Raw genomic sequence first — 17,984 nt, forward strand, 5'->3', positions numbered from 1 at the left:
GCGTTCACTCGGCAGGGGACAGGGGGGCCGATCCGGCGCGCACGTCACCCGATGCCGTCGGCACCGGCACCCCGCCCGGCGCGGGCCGTCCCCGGCCCGCCAGCCGGCAACTGACACACCCGGGATGCCCCTGCCGGGCCAGTGAGTCCCGGGTCCGCATCCCCCACTGCCCGCGCGGACGCACCCCCGGCGGCTTGCCCCACCCGGCCAGGTGCAGCGCCCAGGTGACCAGGACGCTCACGCCCACGATCACCAGCCCGCCCACGAGGGCCGGCACGGAGACCGTGCACACCCCGAGGCCCACCACAGCGCTTCCGACGGTCGCGATACCGAACCCGGTCCAGCCGGCGAGCGTGTGACCCTCGTCGTACAGACTCATGTAGCCGCCTCCAGGGACGAGACTCCCTCACGGACTAAGAATTCACACCCCGAATATCTCACGAGCTAAGGGAATTAGAAAGATGGACGGCACGCCCCGACCGCCCGCCACCCCGGCACAGGCGCTGTCGGCGATGGACCACCTCATCGCCGCCCACCTGATCGGACAGCAGGAGCTGGCCCGGCGGCTGGGTCTGAACGTCACCGACCTCACCTGCTTCGCCTTCGTCCTGGAGGCGGGCGAGAACCTGCTCACGGCCGGCGACCTCGCGGCCCGCGCCCACGTGACCACGGGTGCGGTGACCGGGATCCTCAACCGCCTCGAACGCGCCGGCTATGTCACCCGCCGCCCGGACCCCGCGGACCGCCGCCGGGTGCGGGTGGCCGCCGTACCGGCCGCGGTGACCCGCGTCGAGGCGGTGTACGCGGGCCACTACACACGCCTGACGGCCCTGTTCGCCGACTACTCCCCCGGGGAACTGGCCGTCGTCACGGACTGGTTCACCCGCGCGACAGCGCTGGCCCACGAGTACCTGGAGAAGCTGAACAGGGACGACCCCGCGGAGGAGTGCTGAGACGCCGTCGCGGGCCGAGGCGCATGACGAAGGCCCCGGATCCCTCCGGGGCCTTCTGTCTCACCCAGGGGTGATCAGCGGATCTCGTGGATCAGCGGACGTCGACGTAGTCGTAGGCGTCGGCGACGGACGAGTTGCCGTTGCCCGCGTAGTGGAAGCGCCAGGTGCCGTCCACGGAGGCGGTGACCGTCGTCTTCGCGTAACCGCTGGAGGACGTCGTCACGGTCTTGACGGTGCTGTACGTGCTGCTGCCCGCCTTCTTGAACTGCAGCTGGACGGGCTGGCTGCCGTAGCCGTAGTACTTCATGTTGGTCCAGCTGGCGCGGTTCAGGGTGCCGGAGACCGTGATGGCCTTGCCCTTGGCGACGGGCTCCGGGCCCGCGTTGAAGCCGCTGAAGCTGCTGGCGCGCTTGATCCAGTGGTTCTTGTAGAAGTCGTTCTCGAGGGAGTCCCCGTCGTTGGCGGACGCGAAGACGGTGACGTTCCACTTGCCGTTCAGCGAGCTGTCCCACAGCCCGTCGACCTCACCCGGCTTGGCCGTGATCGTGAACTTGCAGGTGGCGGCGGTCGCGCTCCAGTAGTCGCAGCTCTCGGCGCCGTTCTCGTTCCAGAGGAAGCCGTCGAAGTCGCCGCCCGCCAGGTCGGTGCCGTGCCACAGGGCGACGTCCACACCGTGCTGCTCGGGGTTGATGCCCGACGGGTCGGTCACGGTCACGTAGACGTTGAACGACTTCGGCGACAGGCCGACGACGACGTCCTTGTTGGCGTTCACGGTGACCTTGGTGACCTGGATGTCGCCGTCCGCCTCGGTGGCGGGCGAGGCGGCGACGGACTGCTGCTTGCTCGACGCCTGGTGGGCGCTCTTGAACTGCTCGGCCTTGGCGGCAGCCGGGTTCCCCGCGGCGTGCGCGGCGGGGACGGCCAGGGCGGTCAGGGCTGCGGCACCGGAGAGAGCCGCGGTGGCCAGGCTGGCACGAATGCGCATGTGTGTTCCCCAAGTGAGGAATGGGGCCTTGGCGAGGTGGGGGACTCGCGGGCCCGACGGGTCTGAGGAGTCTGGCGACTCGTACCGGAGACCTACGGCAACGGCGAACGGTTGTACGGAAGATGGAATTTCTCCGAACCGGGTTCAGCCCCCGGGTGACCCCACCCGAACGGCCTAGCTGCATATGACGTCGACATGACCACTTGGCAATGCTGAAGGCGTCGTCGCAGAGCGCGGCACATGAGGACGAGAGGAGGGTGACCGGCACCGCGGAGCACAGCCCCGCAGGAGGCTGCCCGTCCACAGCCTCCTGCACCCTGCTTCGGTGCACCCCAGGTGATCAAAAAGCCAGAGACCCCGCGGATCACTCCACAGGGCCTCTGGCCTTTTGCGCACTCGGCAGGATTCGAACCTGCAACCTTCTGATCCGTAGTCAGATGCTCTATCCGTTAAGCTACGAGTGCTTGTTCTTTTGTTTTGTCCCCGCTCCCGGCCCTTTCGGCCCGCTCGCGGCGACAGGAAGAACATTACATGACTGCCGCCGCCATGTGAAATCCGATTCGCATACCCCTTGTGACCTGCACAAACGCCGACGAAGGCCGAGAGGCGCACGCAGGAGGAAGCCGGGGCGGGAACGCCGAAGCCCCGGTCCTGGGGACCGGGGCTTCGGGATCGGTGCGGAGGCGGAGGGATTTGAACCCTCGATGGGCTTTAAGGCCCAAACCGCATTAGCAGTGCGGCGCCATAGACCGGACTAGGCGACGCCTCCAGCACAACCGCTCACGCGAGCGCGCGATCGGTGCGTGCAGATGATGACACAGCCGAGCGGCCTGTCACCAATCGCCCCCCACGGTACTAGGCACCCGGGTCACAGGGCAAAGGGCTTCCTCCGGCGAGGCGCGGCGCAACGTCCGGGGGCCGCGGGCGTTGGGCAGGACATGGTCTTTCTTCTTCAGCGAGGTCCGTCGCGCGCCGGTGTCCGGCCGGGTCCGGTCCGGGGCGGCGCCGGGCCTGTCCTGGCCGCTGTCTCGGGGCTCCTCGCCCTGTCCGCCGTGCCCGCCGTGGCCGTACCGGCCGGGCCGTCGCCCGTGCGGCCCCAGGACCGGGGCGGCGATCACCTCACCGTCGTCGTGCGGCAGGCCGGACCCGGGCGGGACGGGACGTACGAGCTGTCCTGTCACCCGGCCGGCGGGAGTCACCCGGACGCGGCGCAGGCCTGCCGGGTGCTGGACGGGCACACGCGCTGGGGGCGGGACCTCTTCGCCCCGGTGGCGCCCGGCACCGCCTGCACCATGCTCTACGGCGGACCGGCCACCGCCCGGGTGACCGGCACCTGGGCCGGACGCAGGGTCGACGCCGGCTACGACCGCAGCAACGGGTGCGAGATCGGGCGGTGGGACGGGCTGGTGCCCCTGCTGCCGAAGCTGGGCCCGGTGACCGTCTGAGCGGCCGGCCCGGCCGGGACGAGGGGCCCGGGGGTGGCTCGTGGAGGGCTCCCGCCCGCCGGGGTTCTCCTGGTGGAATCACCGGTCCGGTAAAGGTCCGGCGAAGGTCTCGCGGAGCCGGAGCGGAACCGGGACGGAGCCTGAGCAGTGCCGCAGGGGCACCGGAGGAGCAGCCGGGGGCGCGGCCGGGGGCCGGGGGCGGCGTGCGGTCACGCGTTCGGTGTCACTTCGTCGTGGGACCTCCCTCGCATCCGGCGTCGCGAGCGCAACGTGTGCGCTTAGACTCCCTCGCGTGACACGTCGCGGGCCGGTTGGCAAGATGGCCCGAGCGGTCGGCAAGGTGCGGTAACAGGGAGGAAGGCGTCTCGTGAGCAGCAGGCCATCCCGAGGCGCTGCTCGCCTCGCAGCCATACTCGACGCGCTGCCGGACGCGTTGGTCCTGGTCAACGCCAACGGAACCGTCGTCAACGCGAACACCATCGCGCTGGAGGCCTTCGAGGCGCCGGGCACGGCGCTCGTCGGGCGCGGGTTGCTCGATCTGCTGCCGGAGTTCGACTCGCGGCTCATCCCCGGCTCGATGCGGCGGCCCGATCACATGGACCCGCACGGGCGCACGAAGCCGACGCGGATGATCGCGCGGCGGACCGACGGGACGGAGTTCCCGGTCGAGGTCACGAGCGCGAATCTGGAGAACGGCCAGCAGGCGTACGACGGTTACGGCTACACCGGTGACGAGCTGCTGATGGTCGTCGTACGGGACCTGTCCGGGACCGTCGACACCGAGGCCGAGCTGGCGCGCTCGCAGCGGCAGACCGAGATGATCCTGCGGGCCGCGGCCGAGGGCGTCGTGGGCACCGACACCGAGGGCCGGATCGTCCTCGTCAATCCGGCCGCCGCCCAGATACTGGGTTACCGGGCCGGTGAGCTGGGCGGCAAGGAGCTGCACACGCTCGTGCTGCACTCGCGCCCCGACGGTTCCCCCTTCCCGTACGAGGAGTCCCCGCTCGCCGACACCCTGCGCTCCGGGCGCAAGCACCGGGTGCGCGGGCAGGTGCTGTGGTCCAAGGGCGAGGAGAAGGTCTCCGTCGACCTCACCACCGCTCCCGTGCGCGACGGGGACCAGCTCGTCGGCGCCGTGATGACCTTCACCGACCGGCGCCCGCTCGAGACCCTGGCCGAGGAGAAGGCGGCGCTGGAGAAGGCGCACGCGGAGGAGGTCGAACGGCTCTCCGAGGAGCACGCCTCCGACCTGACCGCACTGCGCCAGCAGCATGTCACCGAGCTCGAGGAGCTGCGCGAGAAGCACGCGGAGGAGGTGGCGGCCGGCGAGGAGCGGTACGCCGCGCTCGCCGAGCGGGAGAAGGACCGGTACGAGGCGCTGGCCGGGCGCCACGAGCAGCTGCTGACCCTGCTGGGGCAGTCGCTGCGCGGGCCCCTGGAGGAGCTGCGGCGCGAGCTGGCCGCGCTGGCCGCCGACGATGCCGGGCAGCTGTGGCCCGAGGCCAATCAGGTGCTGCATCACCTTTCCGCCGGGTACGCGCGGATCACGACGCTCATCGACAACGTCCTCGGCTATCAGCGGCTGGACGCCGGCGCCGAGGACATCGCCCGTACGAAGGTGATGCTGGACGCCGTCGTCGCCGCGGGTGTGGACGGGGCCGTCGAGCTGATCGGGCCGGGGCGGGTGCAGTTCGCCGTGCACGCGCCGCCCATCGAGGCGGAGGTGGACCCGCAGCGGCTCGCCACCGCGCTCGCCCACCTCGTGGCGGACGTGGCCGGCGTCGACGCGACCGGCAACTCGCCCGTCTCCGCGGGCGGTTACCTGGACAACACCGTGGTGGTCGCCGCCGCGCAGCGCGGTGAGGTCGCACGGATCGAGGTGCGCGGACCGTACGCCGGGGGAGACGCGGTGCACGAGCCGATCGTGCGCGGGATCGTACGGGCCCACGGCGGTGTGCTGCAGACCCACGAGGTGCCGGGCATGAGCGGCAGCGCGTATGTGCTGGAAGTGCCGCTCGGCGGTGGCGCCGGGACGGTCGACGGACAGGCACCGGCGGTCGCCGCGCTTCCGGCCGGGCAGGGACCGGTCACGCAGATCTCGGGCGGCGGTGAGCCGGCCGCGGAGGACGGGGCCGGTGGCGGACGGCGGCGGGCCCGGCGCGCCTCCACGGACGCCTTCCTGGAGAGTGAGGTGCCCGCGGCGGGCCGGACCGATGACACGGAGGCCCCCGCACCGACCGGGCGGCGCCGCAGGCGTGCCGCCGCGCCCGCCGAGGAGACCGGCGCGGTCCCGGCGGCCGAGGGCACGGAGAGCGCGTCCGGGGGCACCGGGCGGCGACGCGGCAGGCCCGCCGAGAGCAACGGCGGGGACGGTGCGGCCGTGAGCGAGGGGGCGGTGGTGACGGCGGCCGAGCATGCCGCCGGGGCCGCTGCCTCGGGTACGGGCCTGGGCTCCGCCGTTCCGCCCCAGGGCGTGCCCGTTCCCACGGGCCGGCGCCCCCACGACTCGGGCGCCCCGCAGCCGGCCCTGCCGGCCGCCCTGCCCGCGGCGGCGGGCAGCGGGGCGGCACCGGGGGTTCCGGCCGTTCCGGGCGCGGAGATCGTTCCGGGTACGGAGACGGTCGCCGGTGCGCAGGCCATCGCGGCTGCGGACGGCGCGCCGGCCGAGGGCGGGCAGCCGACCGGGCGGCGCCGGCGTGCGCTGGCCGCCGCGGCGGAGCGGGCCGCCGCCCAGGAGGCCGGCGCCCGTACGGTCTTCGCCCTGCCGCCGGCCGAGGCCGACCGCTCCCCGCAGTCCGCGGACGCGGCGAACGGGGTGGGTACGGTTCCGGCGTCCGGCGGGGTTCCGGGCGCGCCTGCGGGGCCCGCGGGCACTGTGCCGGTCGGGCCGGGGGCGGTCGCGCCCGCCGGGCCGGGTGCGGGGGCCGTTCCGGGAGCCGCCGAGGGGCAACCGGGGGTTCCGGGGCAGGGCGCCGGGCAGGTGCGGGTGGCGGCTCAGCAGCCGCTGCCCGTCCCCGGGGTGCCCGGTGACGACGGCCGGCACGACGCCGTACCGCTCGACCAGGCCGCGGACCACACCCCGCCGCAGCCGCATCCGACCAGCGCGCCGACCGGTCGCCGCCGCCGGGCCGTGGCCCAGCCGACGGACCCCGCTCAGCCGATGGCACCGGAGGGCGCGCAGCCGGCCCCGGCACCGATGCCTCCCGCACAAGCCGCTCCCGGCCAGGCGCTCCCGGGGCAGCCCGTACCGCCCCCCGCCGGAGCACCGACTCCCGGTCACGGCACGCCCGTTCACGGCCTTCCGGCGCAGGGTACGGCCGGCCAGGGCATCCCCGCCCAGGCCGGTCCCGCGCCGGCCGCGGCGCAGACTCCGGCTCCCGGCCAGGCGCTCCCGGGACAGCCCGTACCGCCCCCCGCCGGAGCACCGACTCCCGGTCACGGCACGCCCGTTCACGGCCTTCCGGCGCAGGGTACGGCCGGCCAGGGCATCCCCGCCCAGGCCGGTCCCGCGCCGGCCGCGGCGCAGACTCCGGCTCCCGCGCAGGCGGGACCGGGTGCCCGGGCCGGTGTGTCCGCGCCCGGTCAGCAGCCTCCGGTGGTCCCGGCCGCGACTCCGCCCGGTGGTACCCCGAGCGGCGGGCCCTCGCCGGCCGGGGCGGGTACCGGGCAGGTGCCGACGGCCGTCCAGACGCCCGGTGTGCCCCAGCAGTGGCCCGGCACCGACGACACCTCCGGCGCGGGCACGCCCGTACCGCAGACCGGCACGCCCGTCCCGGGCACCCCGCTCCCCGTGGAACACACCGGTGCCCAGGCGCCGCGGGCCGCGCAGCCGTTGCCCCCCGAGGATGCCGCGGCCGACCCGAACTCGACGCAGGGCCGGGCGATCAGTGTCCGCACACTCGGGCAGGGCGTGCCGTTCTCGCGGCAGGCCGCGCAGGTGCAGCAGCCGACGGCGACCCCGCCGCCGCACGCGCCGGGCGGATCCGGGCGGCGGCGCAAGCTGGGCACGCCCCCCGACCCGGCCCAGCGCGCGGAACAGCAGCCGGAGCAGGCGGCCCTGCCGCATCCGGCGGCCGAACCGGCGCCCGCGCAGCCGTCCCTCGCGCAGCCGTCACCCGGCGGACAGCCGGTCCCCGCGCAGGCGCAGCCGTCGCTCGCCGGGCAGTCCCTGCTCGCCCCGGTCACCGAGGGCGCGGGCCGGTCGTACGCCATAGGCGCGCCGGACGCCGATGCCGCCGAGGGGCCCGAGCCGCTGGACGGTCCCGGTGGGGCGGTCGAGGTCTCGGACGCGCCGTTGCCGCAGCCGCTCGACGACGAGCTGCCCCCGGAGCCGCTGGACAACCCGCGCCGGCTGCTGGTGTGGCCCGCGCCGGACGCGACGACCCAGCAGGCGCTGAGCGACCGTGGCTACCGGCCGGTGATCGTGCACTCCCGTGAGGAGGTCGACGCGCAGATCGCGGCGTTCCCGGCCGCCCTGTTCGTGGACCCGCTGACCGGGCCCATCACGCGGACGGCCCTGCAGGCGCTGCGGCAGGCCGCGGTCGCGGCCGAGGTGCCGGTCCTGGTGACGGCCGGGCTCGGGCAGGCGACGCGCGAGGCGGCGTACGGCGCCGATCCCGCCGTTCTGCTGAAGGCGCTGGCGCCGCGGGACAGTGAGCAGCATCCGCCGCGGGTGCTGCTCATCGAGGAGCACGCGGAGATCGCGCTGGCGCTGACCGCGACGCTGGAGCGGCGCGGGATGCAGGTGGCGCGGGCCGCGAGCGACGACGACGCGGTGACGCTCGCCGGGCAGTTCCGGCCGAACCTCGTGGTGATGGACCTGATGCGGGTGCAGCGGCGGCAGGCCGGCTCCACCGGGATCATCGACTGGCTCCGCGCGAACGGGCAGCTCAACCGCACACCGTTGGTCGTCTACACGGCAGCCGTCGACCAGGCCGACCTGCCCCGGCTGGCCTCGGGCGAGACGGTGCTGTTCCTCGCGGAGCGGTCGACCAGCGCCGAGGTGCAGGACCGGATCGTGGATCTGCTGGCCAGGATCGGCACGAACTAGGGGGTTTCGGGGCGCCGGTCCCCAGGGACCGCGGGTTCGGGGAGCTTCGCGCAGGAGTGCTGTCGCCTAGCGTGCCACCAGCCTGCGGGCCGCCTCCTTGATGGAGGTTCGCAGGCGGTCGCGGTCGGGGTCCTCCGTGCCGGTGAGGATGCGCCGCATCTGCGGGACCACGGCCATCCAGTTGGCCAGGGCGGTCAGCAGCAGCAGGAGGTCGCCGGGCGGGAACGCGTCGGTGATCACGCCCCGGGCCTGGCCGTCGGCGACGGCGGCCACCTTGCGGGCGTAGTGCTCCTGGCGGGTCGGCTCGTCGGGCAGCTCGGCGGTGCCGTACTCGATGCCCTCCCAGAACAGCAGGCGCAGCAGTTCGGGGTGGGTGGCGTGGTAGTCGAGCAGGCGGTCGACCCAGCCTTCGATGTCGTCGGGGTCGACGGGGACGGCGGCGGCCAGGTCGACCATGCAGGTGCCGAGGACCTGGGTGAACAGCTCCGCCTTGTTGCCGAAGTAGGCGTAGATCAGCTGCTTGTTGGCCTTGGCCTCGGCGGCGATGCGGTCGATGCGGGCGCCCGCGATGCCGTGCCGGGCGAACTCGGCGACCGCCGCCTCGAAGATGCGGGCCTTGGTGGCCTCGGGGTCCCTGACTGCTGCCATGGGGACAGGGTAGGGCTCGGCCAGGCAAGTAACCAACTATTTGGTTGACGGGAATGAGGGCCTGGGGCACCCTGTTGACGGTTACCAACCAACGAGTTAGTTGCCAGAGTCGGCTCCAAGGAGTGTCACCGCTCATGCCGTCAGCCACCAGCACCCGCCCGGCACACCGGATCCGTGTCCGCGACCGAGTCCCCGCCCGCGGGCCCTCCGCCGCATCCGGCACGTCGGGCGGCCCGTTCCTCCTGCTCATCGCCGTCTGCACGGCCGTCACCGCCGCCAACATCTACCTCGCGGCCCCGCTGCTCCCCCTGATCGCCCACGATTTCGGTACCGTCCCCGCAGCCGTGACCTGGATCGCGTCCGTCGCCCAGCTCGGCTACGCGGCCGGCCTGCTCTTCTTCGCCCCGCTCGGCGACCGCGTCAACCGGCGCCCGCTCGTCGCCGGCCTGTCCGTGGCCACCACGGTGGCGCTGGTCGCCGCCGCCGCGGCCCCCGGCACCGCCGCCCTCGCCGCCGCCGTGTTCCTGGCCGCCGCCGCGACCGTCGTACCGCAGCTGCTGGTCCCGCTGGTCGCCGAACGGGCCCCCGCACACCGGCGCGCCCGGCATGTCGCGGCCGTCATCGCCGGGCTGTTCACCGGGATCGTGGCCGCCCGTGTCGTCGGCGGCCTGGCCGGACAGGTCTTCGGCTGGCGCTGGGTGTTCGCCGGGTCCGCCGTACTGACCCTCGCGCTGGGTCTGGCCACCGCACTGGCTCTGCCGTCGGAGCGGCGGGCCCGGCGGGGCGGGCTGTTCTCGGGCCTGGCCGAGCTGCCGGGGCTGGTGCGCCGTTCGCCCGACCTGTGGCGGGCGTGCCTCAGGCAGGCGGGCATGTTCGGCGCCTGGAGCGCGCTGTGGACGTCGCTGACGCTGCTGCTGACCGGCCCCTCCTACGGCCTGTCCACGGCGACCGCCGGCCTCTTCGGCCTCTTCGGGCTGACCTCCAGCGCGGTGGCGCCGCTGGCCGGGGGCCTGGTGGACCGCTTCGGCGCGGGGCGGGTCGTCGGCACCGCGTATCTGCTCGCGGCCGTGGCCGTGCCGCTGTTCTGGCTCGGCGGGCACGTCCTGGTGGCGCTGTTCGCCGCAGCGATCGCCGTCCACGCGGCGCTGGTCGCCTCGCACGTCGCCAACCAGACCCTCGCGCTGACCACGACGTCCGCCCCGGCCACCGCCAACACCGCCTACGTCGTCTCCGGCTTCGCCGGCGGCGCCCTCGCCTCGGCCGCCGCGGGCCCCGCCTTCGGCCACTGGGGCTGGGCTGGGGTGTGCGCGGTGGCCGCGCTGTGGCTGCTGCTGGGCTGGACGACCACACTGCGGCGCGGGTGAGGAACGTCGCAGGACCGGACCGCAGAGCGCCCGCCGCGGAGCCTGTTATCGCAGAGCCCGTATCGCGGGGCGCGCTGCGGCGGGGCGGGGCCGGGCGACCGGTACCGCAGGGCCGGAGCCGGGCGACCGGTACCGCGGGCCGCGGGGCCGGGGCCGGGGCCGAACAGCGCGTGCCGCACGGCCGCTGTCGCACGACACGCGCCACGTGGCAGGTGACGCACGACGAACGCCCCAGCCGACGCGCCCCGGCGAGTGCCCCATGTCAGGCACCAGGCAGCCCGCGCAACACGACACACGAACACACGCCGCGCGGCAAGCCGCACCCCGGATACCCGGCCGGTGTCCCACGGCGCTCACCGCTCGGCGGACGCCCCGCGGTGAGCGCCCCGCGGCGAGCGCCGCTCCCGGTCAGAGGTGGGTGATGTCCAGGTGGCCGTCCGCGTACTGCCTGCGCAGCACCTTCTTGTCGAACTTGCCCACACTCGTCTTCGGCACCGCCTCGACGATCGTCCAGCGCTCGGGCAGCTGCCACTTGGCGATGCGGCCCTCCTCGGCGAGGAAGGCGCGCAGGGTCGTGAAGTCGGCGGTGGCACCCTCCCGCAGGACGACCGTGGCCAGCGGGCGTTCACCCCACTTCTCGTCGGGCACGGCGACCACCGCGGCCTCGGCGACGTCCGGGTGGGACATCAGCGCGTTCTCCAGTTCCACCGAGGAGATCCACTCGCCGCCCGACTTGATGACGTCCTTGGCACGGTCGGTGAGGTTGAGGAAGCCGTCGGGAGAGATGGTCCCGACGTCGCCGGTCTTCAGCCAGCCGTCCTCGCTGAACTTGTCGCGGGGGCGCAGGGGTTCGGCGTCGGGTCCGTTGTAGTACGCGCCCGCGATCCACGGGCCGCGCACCTCCAGCTCGCCCGCCGACTCGCCGTCCCAGGGCAGGCGTTCGCCGCCGGGACCGGTGAGGCGGGCCTCGACGCCCGCCGGGAAGCGGCCCTGGGTGAGGCGGTAGGCGAACTCCTCGTCCGTACCGGCCGCGTGGGCCGGCGGGCGGGCCACCGTGCCCAGCGGCGAGGTCTCCGTCATGCCCCAGGCGTGGCAGACGCGCATGCCGAGCCGGTCGAAGGCCTCCATGAGGGAGGGCGGGCAGGCGGAGCCACCGATGGTGACCTGGGTGAGGGACCTCGTGTCCCGGGGGCGGGCGGTGAGTTCGGCGAGCAGGCCCTGCCAGATGGTCGGGACGGCCGCCGCGTAGGTGGGCTTCTCGCGTTCGATCATCTCGGCGAGCGGCGCGGGCTGCAGGAAACGGTCCGGCATCAGCATGTTCACGCCGGTCATGAAGGTGGCGTGCGGCAGCCCCCAGGCGTTGACGTGGAACTGGGGCACCACGATCAGCGCGGTGTCCTCGTCGGTCAGGCCCATCGACTGGGTCATGTTGACCTGCATGGAGTGCAGGTAGATCGAACGGTGGCTGTACACCACGCCCTTGGGATCACCCGTCGTGCCGGAGGTGTAGCACATGGCGGCTGCCTGGCGTTCGTCCAGCTCCGGCCAGTCGTACCTGGTCGGCCGGCCCGCGATCAGCTCCTCGTACTCGTGCACCCGCGCGGTGGCGCCCGCGAGCGGCGTACGGTCGCCGGGGCCGGAGACGACGATGTGCTCCACCGTCGGCAGCTTGGGCAGCAGCGGCGCGAGCAGCGGGATCAGGGAACCGTTGACGATGACGACCTTGTCGGCCGCGTGGTTGACGATCCACACCAGCTGCTCGGCGGGCAGCCGGAGATTGAGCGTGTGCAGCACCGCGCCCATGGACGGGATCGCGAAGTACGCCTCGACGTGCTCGGCGTTGTTCCACATCAGGGTCGCCACCCGGTCGTCGCCCCGGACGCCGAGTTCGTCCCGCAGGGCGTTGGCCAGCTGTACGGCGCGCAGCCCCGTCTCGGCGAAACTGCGCCGCTGGGGCTCGGCCTCACCGGTCCAGGTGGTGATCTGGGACCGCCCGTGCACCAGCGTCCCGTGCACGAGGATGCGGGTGACGGTCAGCGGTACGTCCTGCATGGTGCTCAGCACGGAGTCCTCCCGGGGCGGCGTTGCCTACGCGGTGGTAGAGGTAGCGCTGATTCTGCTCACATACCGCGCGGTATGTCACTAGGGGATGGGTCACCGGGGAGGAAAACGGAAGGAAATTCCGGTCTAGCGGATCAGTTCCAGCTCGGGGTCCTCACGCAGCTTGCCGAGCGCACGCGACACCGCCGACTTCACCGTGCCCACCGACACCCCGAGCACCTCGGCGGTCTGGGCCTCGCTGAGGTCCTCGTAGTAGCGCAGGACGACCATCGCCCGCTGCCGCGCCGGCAGCCTCATGACCGCCTGCCACATGGCGTCGTGCAGCGCCTGCCGCTCGGCCGGGTCGCCGTCCCCGGGCACGGGCTCCGGCTCGGGCAGTTCGTCGCAGCTGAACTCGTCCACCCTGCGCTTGCGCCACTGCGAGGTCCGGGTGTTCAGCAGCGCCCGGCGGACATAGCCGTCGAGCGCCCGCTGGTCCTCGATCCGCTCCCACGCCACATAGGTCTTGGCGAGCGCGGTCTGCAGCAGATCCTCGGCGTCGCTCAGGTTCGCGGTCAGCGAGCGTGCGGTGCGCAGCAGGACCGGCTGGCGGGCCCGCACGTACGACGCGAACGACGGGTAGGCGGGAGTCTCCCCGCCCGCCCTGAGCCGTGCGTGCGGGAGGGTCTGCCGCCTTGGTGCGGCGGCGGCCGAGGCGCTGGTGCAGACGGGTGTGGTCATGGCTCCACGCTAGGAGCGGCTCCCCCTCCGGCGGATCGCCCGCAGGTCCCGAAGCGGAGTCCCCCTCAGGTTGTAGGGGTGGGGCTGACTCCACCTCCTGAAGGTGGACGGCGGACGCACCCCGTCTGCGGGTACGACCCCGACTCCCCACCTGTCACCTCCGGCTCCGCCCACCGGCCCGACCCCGACCCGGGTGCGGGTCCGGTCCGTCGGCCGGCGCGGCCCCGGAGGGCGGCCCGGCCCTCGGCTCAGCCGTCCCCCGTCAGGACGAGTCCCGATGTCGGCACCCCGGTGCCGGCCGTCACCAGGGTCCGGGCCGCTCCCGGTATCTGGTTCACCGCGGTGCCCCGCAGCTGGCGTACCGCCTCCGCCATGCCGTTCATGCCGTGCAGGTACGCCTCCCCGAGCTGGCCCCCGTGGGTGTTGAGCGGCAGCCGCCGCTCGGCCACGAAGCCCGCCGCCTCCCCCTTCCCGCAGAACCCGAACTCCTCCAGCTGCATCAGCACGAAGGGTGTGAAGTGGTCGTAGAGGATCCCCACATCGATGTCGGCCGGGCCCAGACCGGAGTCGCGCCACAGCCGGCGGGCCACCCCGGCCATCTCCGGCAGGCCGGTCAGATCGTCCCGGTAGAAGCTGGTCATCTGCTCCTGCGCCCGGCCGGCGCCCTGGGCGGCCGCCGCGATCACGGCGGGGGGATGCGGCAGGTCCCGGGCCCGCTCCAGGGACGTGACGACGATCGCCTGCCCGCCGTCGGTCTCCTGGCAGCAGTCCAGCAGCCGCAGCGGCTCCACGATCCAGCGGGAGGCCGCGTGTTCGGCGAGCGTGATCGGGCGGCCGTGGAAGTACGCCGCCGGGTTCGTCGCCGCGTACGCGCGGTCCACCACGGCCACATGCCCGAACACGTCCGGCGTCAGCCCGTACGCGTGCAGATACCGCTGGGCCGCCATCGCCACCCAGGAGGCCGGGGTGAGCAGCCCGAACGGCAGCACCCAGCCGAGCGCCACCCCCTCCGCCGAGGGCTCCCGGTGCCGCACGCCCACGCCGAACCTGCGGCCCGACCGTTCGTTGAAGGCGCGGTAGCAGACCACCACCTCCGCCATGCCCGTCGCCACGGCGAGCGCCGCCTGCAGGACCGTCGCGCAGGCCGCACCGCCGCCGTAGTGGACCCGCGAGAAGAAGGACAGTTCGCCCATCCCGCAGGCCTGGGCCACCGTGATCTCCGGGTTGGTGTCCATCGTGAACGTCACCATCCCGTCCACGTCCGCCGGCGCCAGCCCCGCGTCGTCGAGCGCGGCCCGCACCGCCTCCACGGCGAGCCGCAGCTCACTGCGCCCGGAGTCCTTGGAGAACTCGGTGGCCCCGATGCCGGCGATCGCGGCGCGTCCGGCCAGGGTGTCCCGGCTGCGCACGCTCATGAGCGGCCCTCGGGGACCGTGACCGTCACCGTGCCCGTCACATGTCTGCCGAGGGCGTTGTCGCCAACGACCCGTACGGTCGCGGTGTCGCCGTCGACCGCCTCGATCCTGCCCGTCAGCACCATCGTGTCCCCCGGATAGTTGGGCGCGCCCAGCCTGATGGCGACCTTGCGGAGCACCGCCGTCGGGCCGAAGTGGTCCGTGATGTACCTGCCGACCAGGCCGTTCGTCGTCAGTATGTTCATGAAGACGTCCGGTGAGCCCTTCTGCCTGGCCAGCTCGGCGTCGTGGTGGACGTCCTGGTAGTCCCGCGACGCGATCGCCCCCGCCACGATCAGCGTCCGTGTGACCGGGATCTCCAGCGGGGGCAGTTCGGTGCCCGCCGCCGGTGTCGGCGTCACGTCCATGTCAGTCCTCGCCCTCGCCGTCGACGGCCCGGAAGACCGGCAGGACCAGCGCGCCCTCCGCGTCCTCGTAGGTGCGGAACTCCGCCCGGACCGGCAGTCCGATGCGCACCTTGTCGTACGGCACCCCGACCACGTTGCTCACCATCCGCACGCCTTCGGCCAGTTCGACGAGGCCGACCGCGTACGGACCCGCGGCCCCGGCCGCGTGATCGGATACGGATTCGGTTTCGGATTCGGTTTCGGCGAAGGCCGGGAAGGGCGGGTGGTGCATCACCACGTACGAGTAGACGGTGCCCTCGCCGCCCGCCTCGACCGTGTCCCAGTCGAGGCAGCCGCACGCGTTGCACCCCGGCAGCCAGGGGTGGCGCAGGGTGCCGCAGCCCGTGCAGCGCTGGATGAGGAGCCGGTGCTCGGCCACACCCTGCCAGAAGCCGGCGTTGTCCCGGTTGACCACCGGGCGGGGACGCGGGGCCCGGGGTGTGCGGCGGGCCGGGGCGTACTTGAGGATGCGGAAGCGGTGCGTGCCCACGAGGTCACCGTCGACCCGGACGTCCGTGCGGGTCGTGACGAAGTACCCGGTGCCCAGCTTCGTCGTCTTGCGGCCGGAGACCGACTCGATCACCGAGTCGAACGTGACCTGGTCGCCCGGGCGCAGGGGCCGCAGATACTCCTGCTCGCAGTCGGTGGCCACCACCGACGTACAGCCCGAGGCGTCGAGGAGGGCCAGCAGCTCGTCGTACGCACCCGTGCGGCCCTCGTGTCCGGACAGACCGCCCATCGTCCAGGCCTGCAGCATGGTGGGCGGGGCGATGGCATCCGGGCCGCGATAGGCCGGGTTGGCATCGCCCATGGCCTCGCACCAGTGCCGGATCATCGGCGTGTTCACCGGGTCCTTGCCCACCCCGGCGATGGCGGCCGGCCGCCCCTCGTACGCCACGAGCCGTGTGCCGAGCGGGTCAAAGACCCCATCTGCCTTGCTCACAGCCGCCCCCGAACCTGTCGGTCCACGCCGTCCTGTCCGGCCGCTCCCGGACCAGTTTCTGACTGTCCGTCAGATAGGGTCCGGTGTCAAGGTCCGGAAAACGCCTGCGCGGCGGCACCGAAGCACCACCGCGCGGACGTGTGACGACCCCGAAGCACACCCCACGAGGGCCCTCAGCCGAAGGGGCCCCCGCAGAGGCTCACCACAGCTCGGCGAACTGGACCGCGGCGTTCTCGTTGCCCTGCTGGACGGTTGTGAAGGGCGAATGATCGACCTGGGCTGTATTGCTCTGGTTCGAGGCCCCGGCACCGACCGCGCTCTGCTGCCCGGTGGACGAGTTGCCGTTGTTGTCGTGACCGACTCCGCTGCCGATGATGGACGCCACACCCGCGTTCGATCCGCTGTCCGCGAAGGCACCGTTGTCGGCGGCCGCCACCCCGCCGAAGAGGGCGGCTGCGAGCGGGAGTGCGGCGACGGTGGCGAGAACGCGGGCGGTACGGATGCTTGCCATGTTGTTCCTCCGTGAACTGCGGCTTGTGTCAGGGCAGTTGGCCGGCCGCCCTGACTGTCGTGGACGACGTCGCGAGACCAGAGTTGCCCACCGAATCCCCGGCGAACCACCCCGGAAGACGCCATTCGCACGCAAGTGTGATGACAAGTAGATAAACCCCTATCTCCACCTTTGATCACATTCACCCCAGAGAGGGGTGGAGAGGACATTTCAACCCTCAAGTGGCGCAAGAGGTGAATCGTTCCTTCGCACATCGGGCCAATTTCTCCCCATCCGGCGTGCCGCCCGGGCTCCCTCTTCCCTTTTTCGAACATGCGTACGAACATAGAAGCATGGCCACCACCGACCGGCAGGCCACGACGCTGGCCCTCGCGCACGCCCTGTCAGCCGCCGAACGCGGCCTGGCCGTCATCCCCCTGTCCCGGACGAAGCTCCCGGCCCTGCGCTCCCCCCACCGCGACGACCCCGACCCGGCCGGAGCGCGCTGCCACGGCGCGTGCGGCCGCCTCGGCCACGGCGTGTACGACGCCTCGACCGACCCGGCCCGCATCCGCGAGCTGTTCGCCGCCGCCCCCTGGGCCACCGGCTACGGCATCGCCTGCGGGCTGCCGCCGTACCACCTGATCGGTGTCGACCTGGACACCAAGTCCGGCACCGACTCCTCGACCGCGCTGCGCGAACTGGCCCTGCGTCACCTGTTCACGATTCCGGAGACGGTCGTCGTGCGCACCCCGAGCGGCGGGCGGCACCTGTGGCTCACCGGCCCGCCGGACGTCGTCGTACCGAACTCCGCCGGACGTCTCGCCCCCGGTATCGACATCCGCGGCGCCGGCGGCTACCTCGTGGGCCCCGGCTCCCGTACCGACCACGGCGTGTACACGACCGCCCCGGGCACCGCGCACCTGGCGCCGGCCCCCTGCCCGCCCTCCCTGCTGCGCCTGCTCGTGCCCCCGCCCCGGCCCCCGCACCCGGCCCCGCCCGCCCCCGGCGACCACGGCCGCGGGCTGGTCCAGTTCGTCCTCTCCGCGCACGAGGGCCAGCGCAACACCCGGCTGTTCTGGGCGGCCTGCCGCGCCTACGAGAACGGCATCGGCCCCGCCCTGGTCGACCCGCTGACCGAGGCGGCTGTCGGCACCGGCCTGTCGGAGCGCGAGGCCCGGGCGACGATCGCCTCGGCGGCACGGATGACGGGGCACCGGCCATGACCCCCGGACAGCCGTCCGAGCACACGGAAGGGGCGCCCCCTTCGGAGGCGCCCCTTCTCAATGTCCGCGGTGGGTGTGGGATTTGAACCCACGGTGACTCGCGCCACGACGGTTTTCAAGACCGTTCCCTTAGGCCGCTCGGGCAACCCACCTCGCTCCCGCCCACCTGGCCGGAGCGGGTACAGCGTACCGGGATCGGGCGTCCGGTGGGCGGCGTGGTCCGTCCGGGCCCCGGGAA

General features: G+C 73.2%; 14 protein-coding genes and 3 tRNA genes. 5 read left to right on the plus strand and 12 right to left on the minus strand.

What is annotated here, in order from left to right; all coding sequences use genetic code 11:
* Positions 1 to 4 precede the first annotated feature (4 nt).
* Positions 5 to 379, minus strand: a complete 375-nt coding sequence (locus tag ACWC94_RS05775) for an HGxxPAAW family protein (RefSeq protein ID WP_450795117.1) — start codon at positions 377 to 379, stop codon at positions 5 to 7.
* 82 nt (positions 380 to 461) lie between these two features.
* Between ACWC94_RS05775 and ACWC94_RS05780 the strand changes: the two genes are divergently transcribed.
* On the plus strand, positions 462 to 953 hold the full coding sequence (locus ACWC94_RS05780; protein ID WP_450795118.1) for a MarR family transcriptional regulator: 492 nt from the start codon (positions 462 to 464) through the stop codon (positions 951 to 953).
* A 91-nt stretch (positions 954 to 1,044) separates the two neighbouring features.
* On the opposite strand, the gene ACWC94_RS05785 is transcribed toward ACWC94_RS05780, so the two are convergent.
* From ACWC94_RS05785 to ACWC94_RS05795, 3 genes are all read right to left on the minus strand, one after another.
* Complete coding sequence (locus ACWC94_RS05785; protein ID WP_450795119.1) at positions 1,045 to 1,938, minus strand: calcium-binding protein; 894 nt, start codon at positions 1,936 to 1,938, stop codon at positions 1,045 to 1,047.
* A gap of 391 nt (positions 1,939 to 2,329) precedes the next feature.
* Positions 2,330 to 2,402: transfer RNA gene (locus ACWC94_RS05790), tRNA-Arg, on the minus strand.
* 214 nt (positions 2,403 to 2,616) lie between these two features.
* Positions 2,617 to 2,707 (minus strand) — tRNA-Ser (locus tag ACWC94_RS05795).
* A gap of 169 nt (positions 2,708 to 2,876) precedes the next feature.
* Between ACWC94_RS05795 and ACWC94_RS05800 the strand changes: the two genes are divergently transcribed.
* Both ACWC94_RS05800 and ACWC94_RS05805 read left to right on the plus strand, forming a co-directional pair.
* Positions 2,877 to 3,383, plus strand: a complete 507-nt coding sequence (locus tag ACWC94_RS05800) for an SSI family serine proteinase inhibitor (RefSeq protein ID WP_450795120.1) — start codon at positions 2,877 to 2,879, stop codon at positions 3,381 to 3,383.
* Positions 3,384 to 3,750: 367 nt separating this feature from the next.
* The gene (locus ACWC94_RS05805) at positions 3,751 to 8,433 is read left to right on the plus strand and encodes a PAS domain-containing protein (protein ID WP_450795121.1); all 4,683 of its coding nucleotides are present in this window, start codon (positions 3,751 to 3,753) and stop codon (positions 8,431 to 8,433) included.
* A 66-nt stretch (positions 8,434 to 8,499) separates the two neighbouring features.
* Here the strand turns inward: ACWC94_RS05805 and ACWC94_RS05810 are convergent, their stop codons facing one another.
* Positions 8,500 to 9,081 (minus strand): TetR family transcriptional regulator, encoded by a 582-nt coding sequence (locus ACWC94_RS05810; RefSeq protein ID WP_450795122.1) that lies wholly within the window; start codon positions 9,079 to 9,081, stop codon positions 8,500 to 8,502.
* Positions 9,082 to 9,215: 134 nt separating this feature from the next.
* Between ACWC94_RS05810 and ACWC94_RS05815 the strand changes: the two genes are divergently transcribed.
* On the plus strand, positions 9,216 to 10,445 hold the full coding sequence (locus ACWC94_RS05815; RefSeq protein ID WP_450795123.1) for an MFS transporter: 1,230 nt from the start codon (positions 9,216 to 9,218) through the stop codon (positions 10,443 to 10,445).
* A 408-nt stretch (positions 10,446 to 10,853) separates the two neighbouring features.
* Here the strand turns inward: ACWC94_RS05815 and ACWC94_RS05820 are convergent, their stop codons facing one another.
* From ACWC94_RS05820 to ACWC94_RS05845, 6 genes are all read right to left on the minus strand, one after another.
* Positions 10,854 to 12,509: a long-chain fatty acid--CoA ligase gene (locus tag ACWC94_RS05820; RefSeq protein ID WP_450795124.1), complete on the minus strand. Its 1,656-nt coding sequence runs from the start codon at positions 12,507 to 12,509 to the stop codon at positions 10,854 to 10,856.
* A 123-nt stretch (positions 12,510 to 12,632) separates the two neighbouring features.
* Positions 12,633 to 13,226 (minus strand): SigE family RNA polymerase sigma factor, encoded by a 594-nt coding sequence (locus ACWC94_RS05825; RefSeq protein WP_450795125.1) that lies wholly within the window; start codon positions 13,224 to 13,226, stop codon positions 12,633 to 12,635.
* A 248-nt stretch (positions 13,227 to 13,474) separates the two neighbouring features.
* Positions 13,475 to 14,641, minus strand: coding sequence for a lipid-transfer protein (locus ACWC94_RS05830; RefSeq protein WP_450795126.1), 1,167 nt, complete (start codon positions 14,639 to 14,641; stop codon positions 13,475 to 13,477).
* Positions 14,638 to 15,048 (minus strand): MaoC family dehydratase, encoded by a 411-nt coding sequence (locus ACWC94_RS05835; protein ID WP_450795128.1) that lies wholly within the window; start codon positions 15,046 to 15,048, stop codon positions 14,638 to 14,640. The genes ACWC94_RS05830 and ACWC94_RS05835 overlap by 4 nt, the downstream gene beginning before the upstream one ends.
* Before the next feature lies 1 nt (position 15,049).
* Entirely contained in the window at positions 15,050 to 16,030 is a 981-nt protein-coding gene (locus ACWC94_RS05840; RefSeq protein ID WP_450795129.1) for a bifunctional MaoC family dehydratase N-terminal/OB-fold nucleic acid binding domain-containing protein, read from the minus strand.
* A gap of 199 nt (positions 16,031 to 16,229) precedes the next feature.
* Positions 16,230 to 16,541, minus strand: coding sequence for a hypothetical protein (locus ACWC94_RS05845; protein ID WP_450795130.1), 312 nt, complete (start codon positions 16,539 to 16,541; stop codon positions 16,230 to 16,232).
* 332 nt (positions 16,542 to 16,873) lie between these two features.
* Here ACWC94_RS05845 and ACWC94_RS05850 point away from each other — a divergent pair, with 332 nt between their 5' ends.
* Entirely contained in the window at positions 16,874 to 17,746 is an 873-nt protein-coding gene (locus ACWC94_RS05850; protein WP_450795131.1) for a bifunctional DNA primase/polymerase, read from the plus strand.
* A gap of 67 nt (positions 17,747 to 17,813) precedes the next feature.
* Here the strand turns inward: ACWC94_RS05850 and ACWC94_RS05855 are convergent.
* Positions 17,814 to 17,898, minus strand: a tRNA-Ser gene (locus tag ACWC94_RS05855).
* Between the last annotated feature and the right edge of the window lie 86 nt (positions 17,899 to 17,984).

The organism is Streptomyces sp. NPDC001135 (assembly GCF_053598395.1).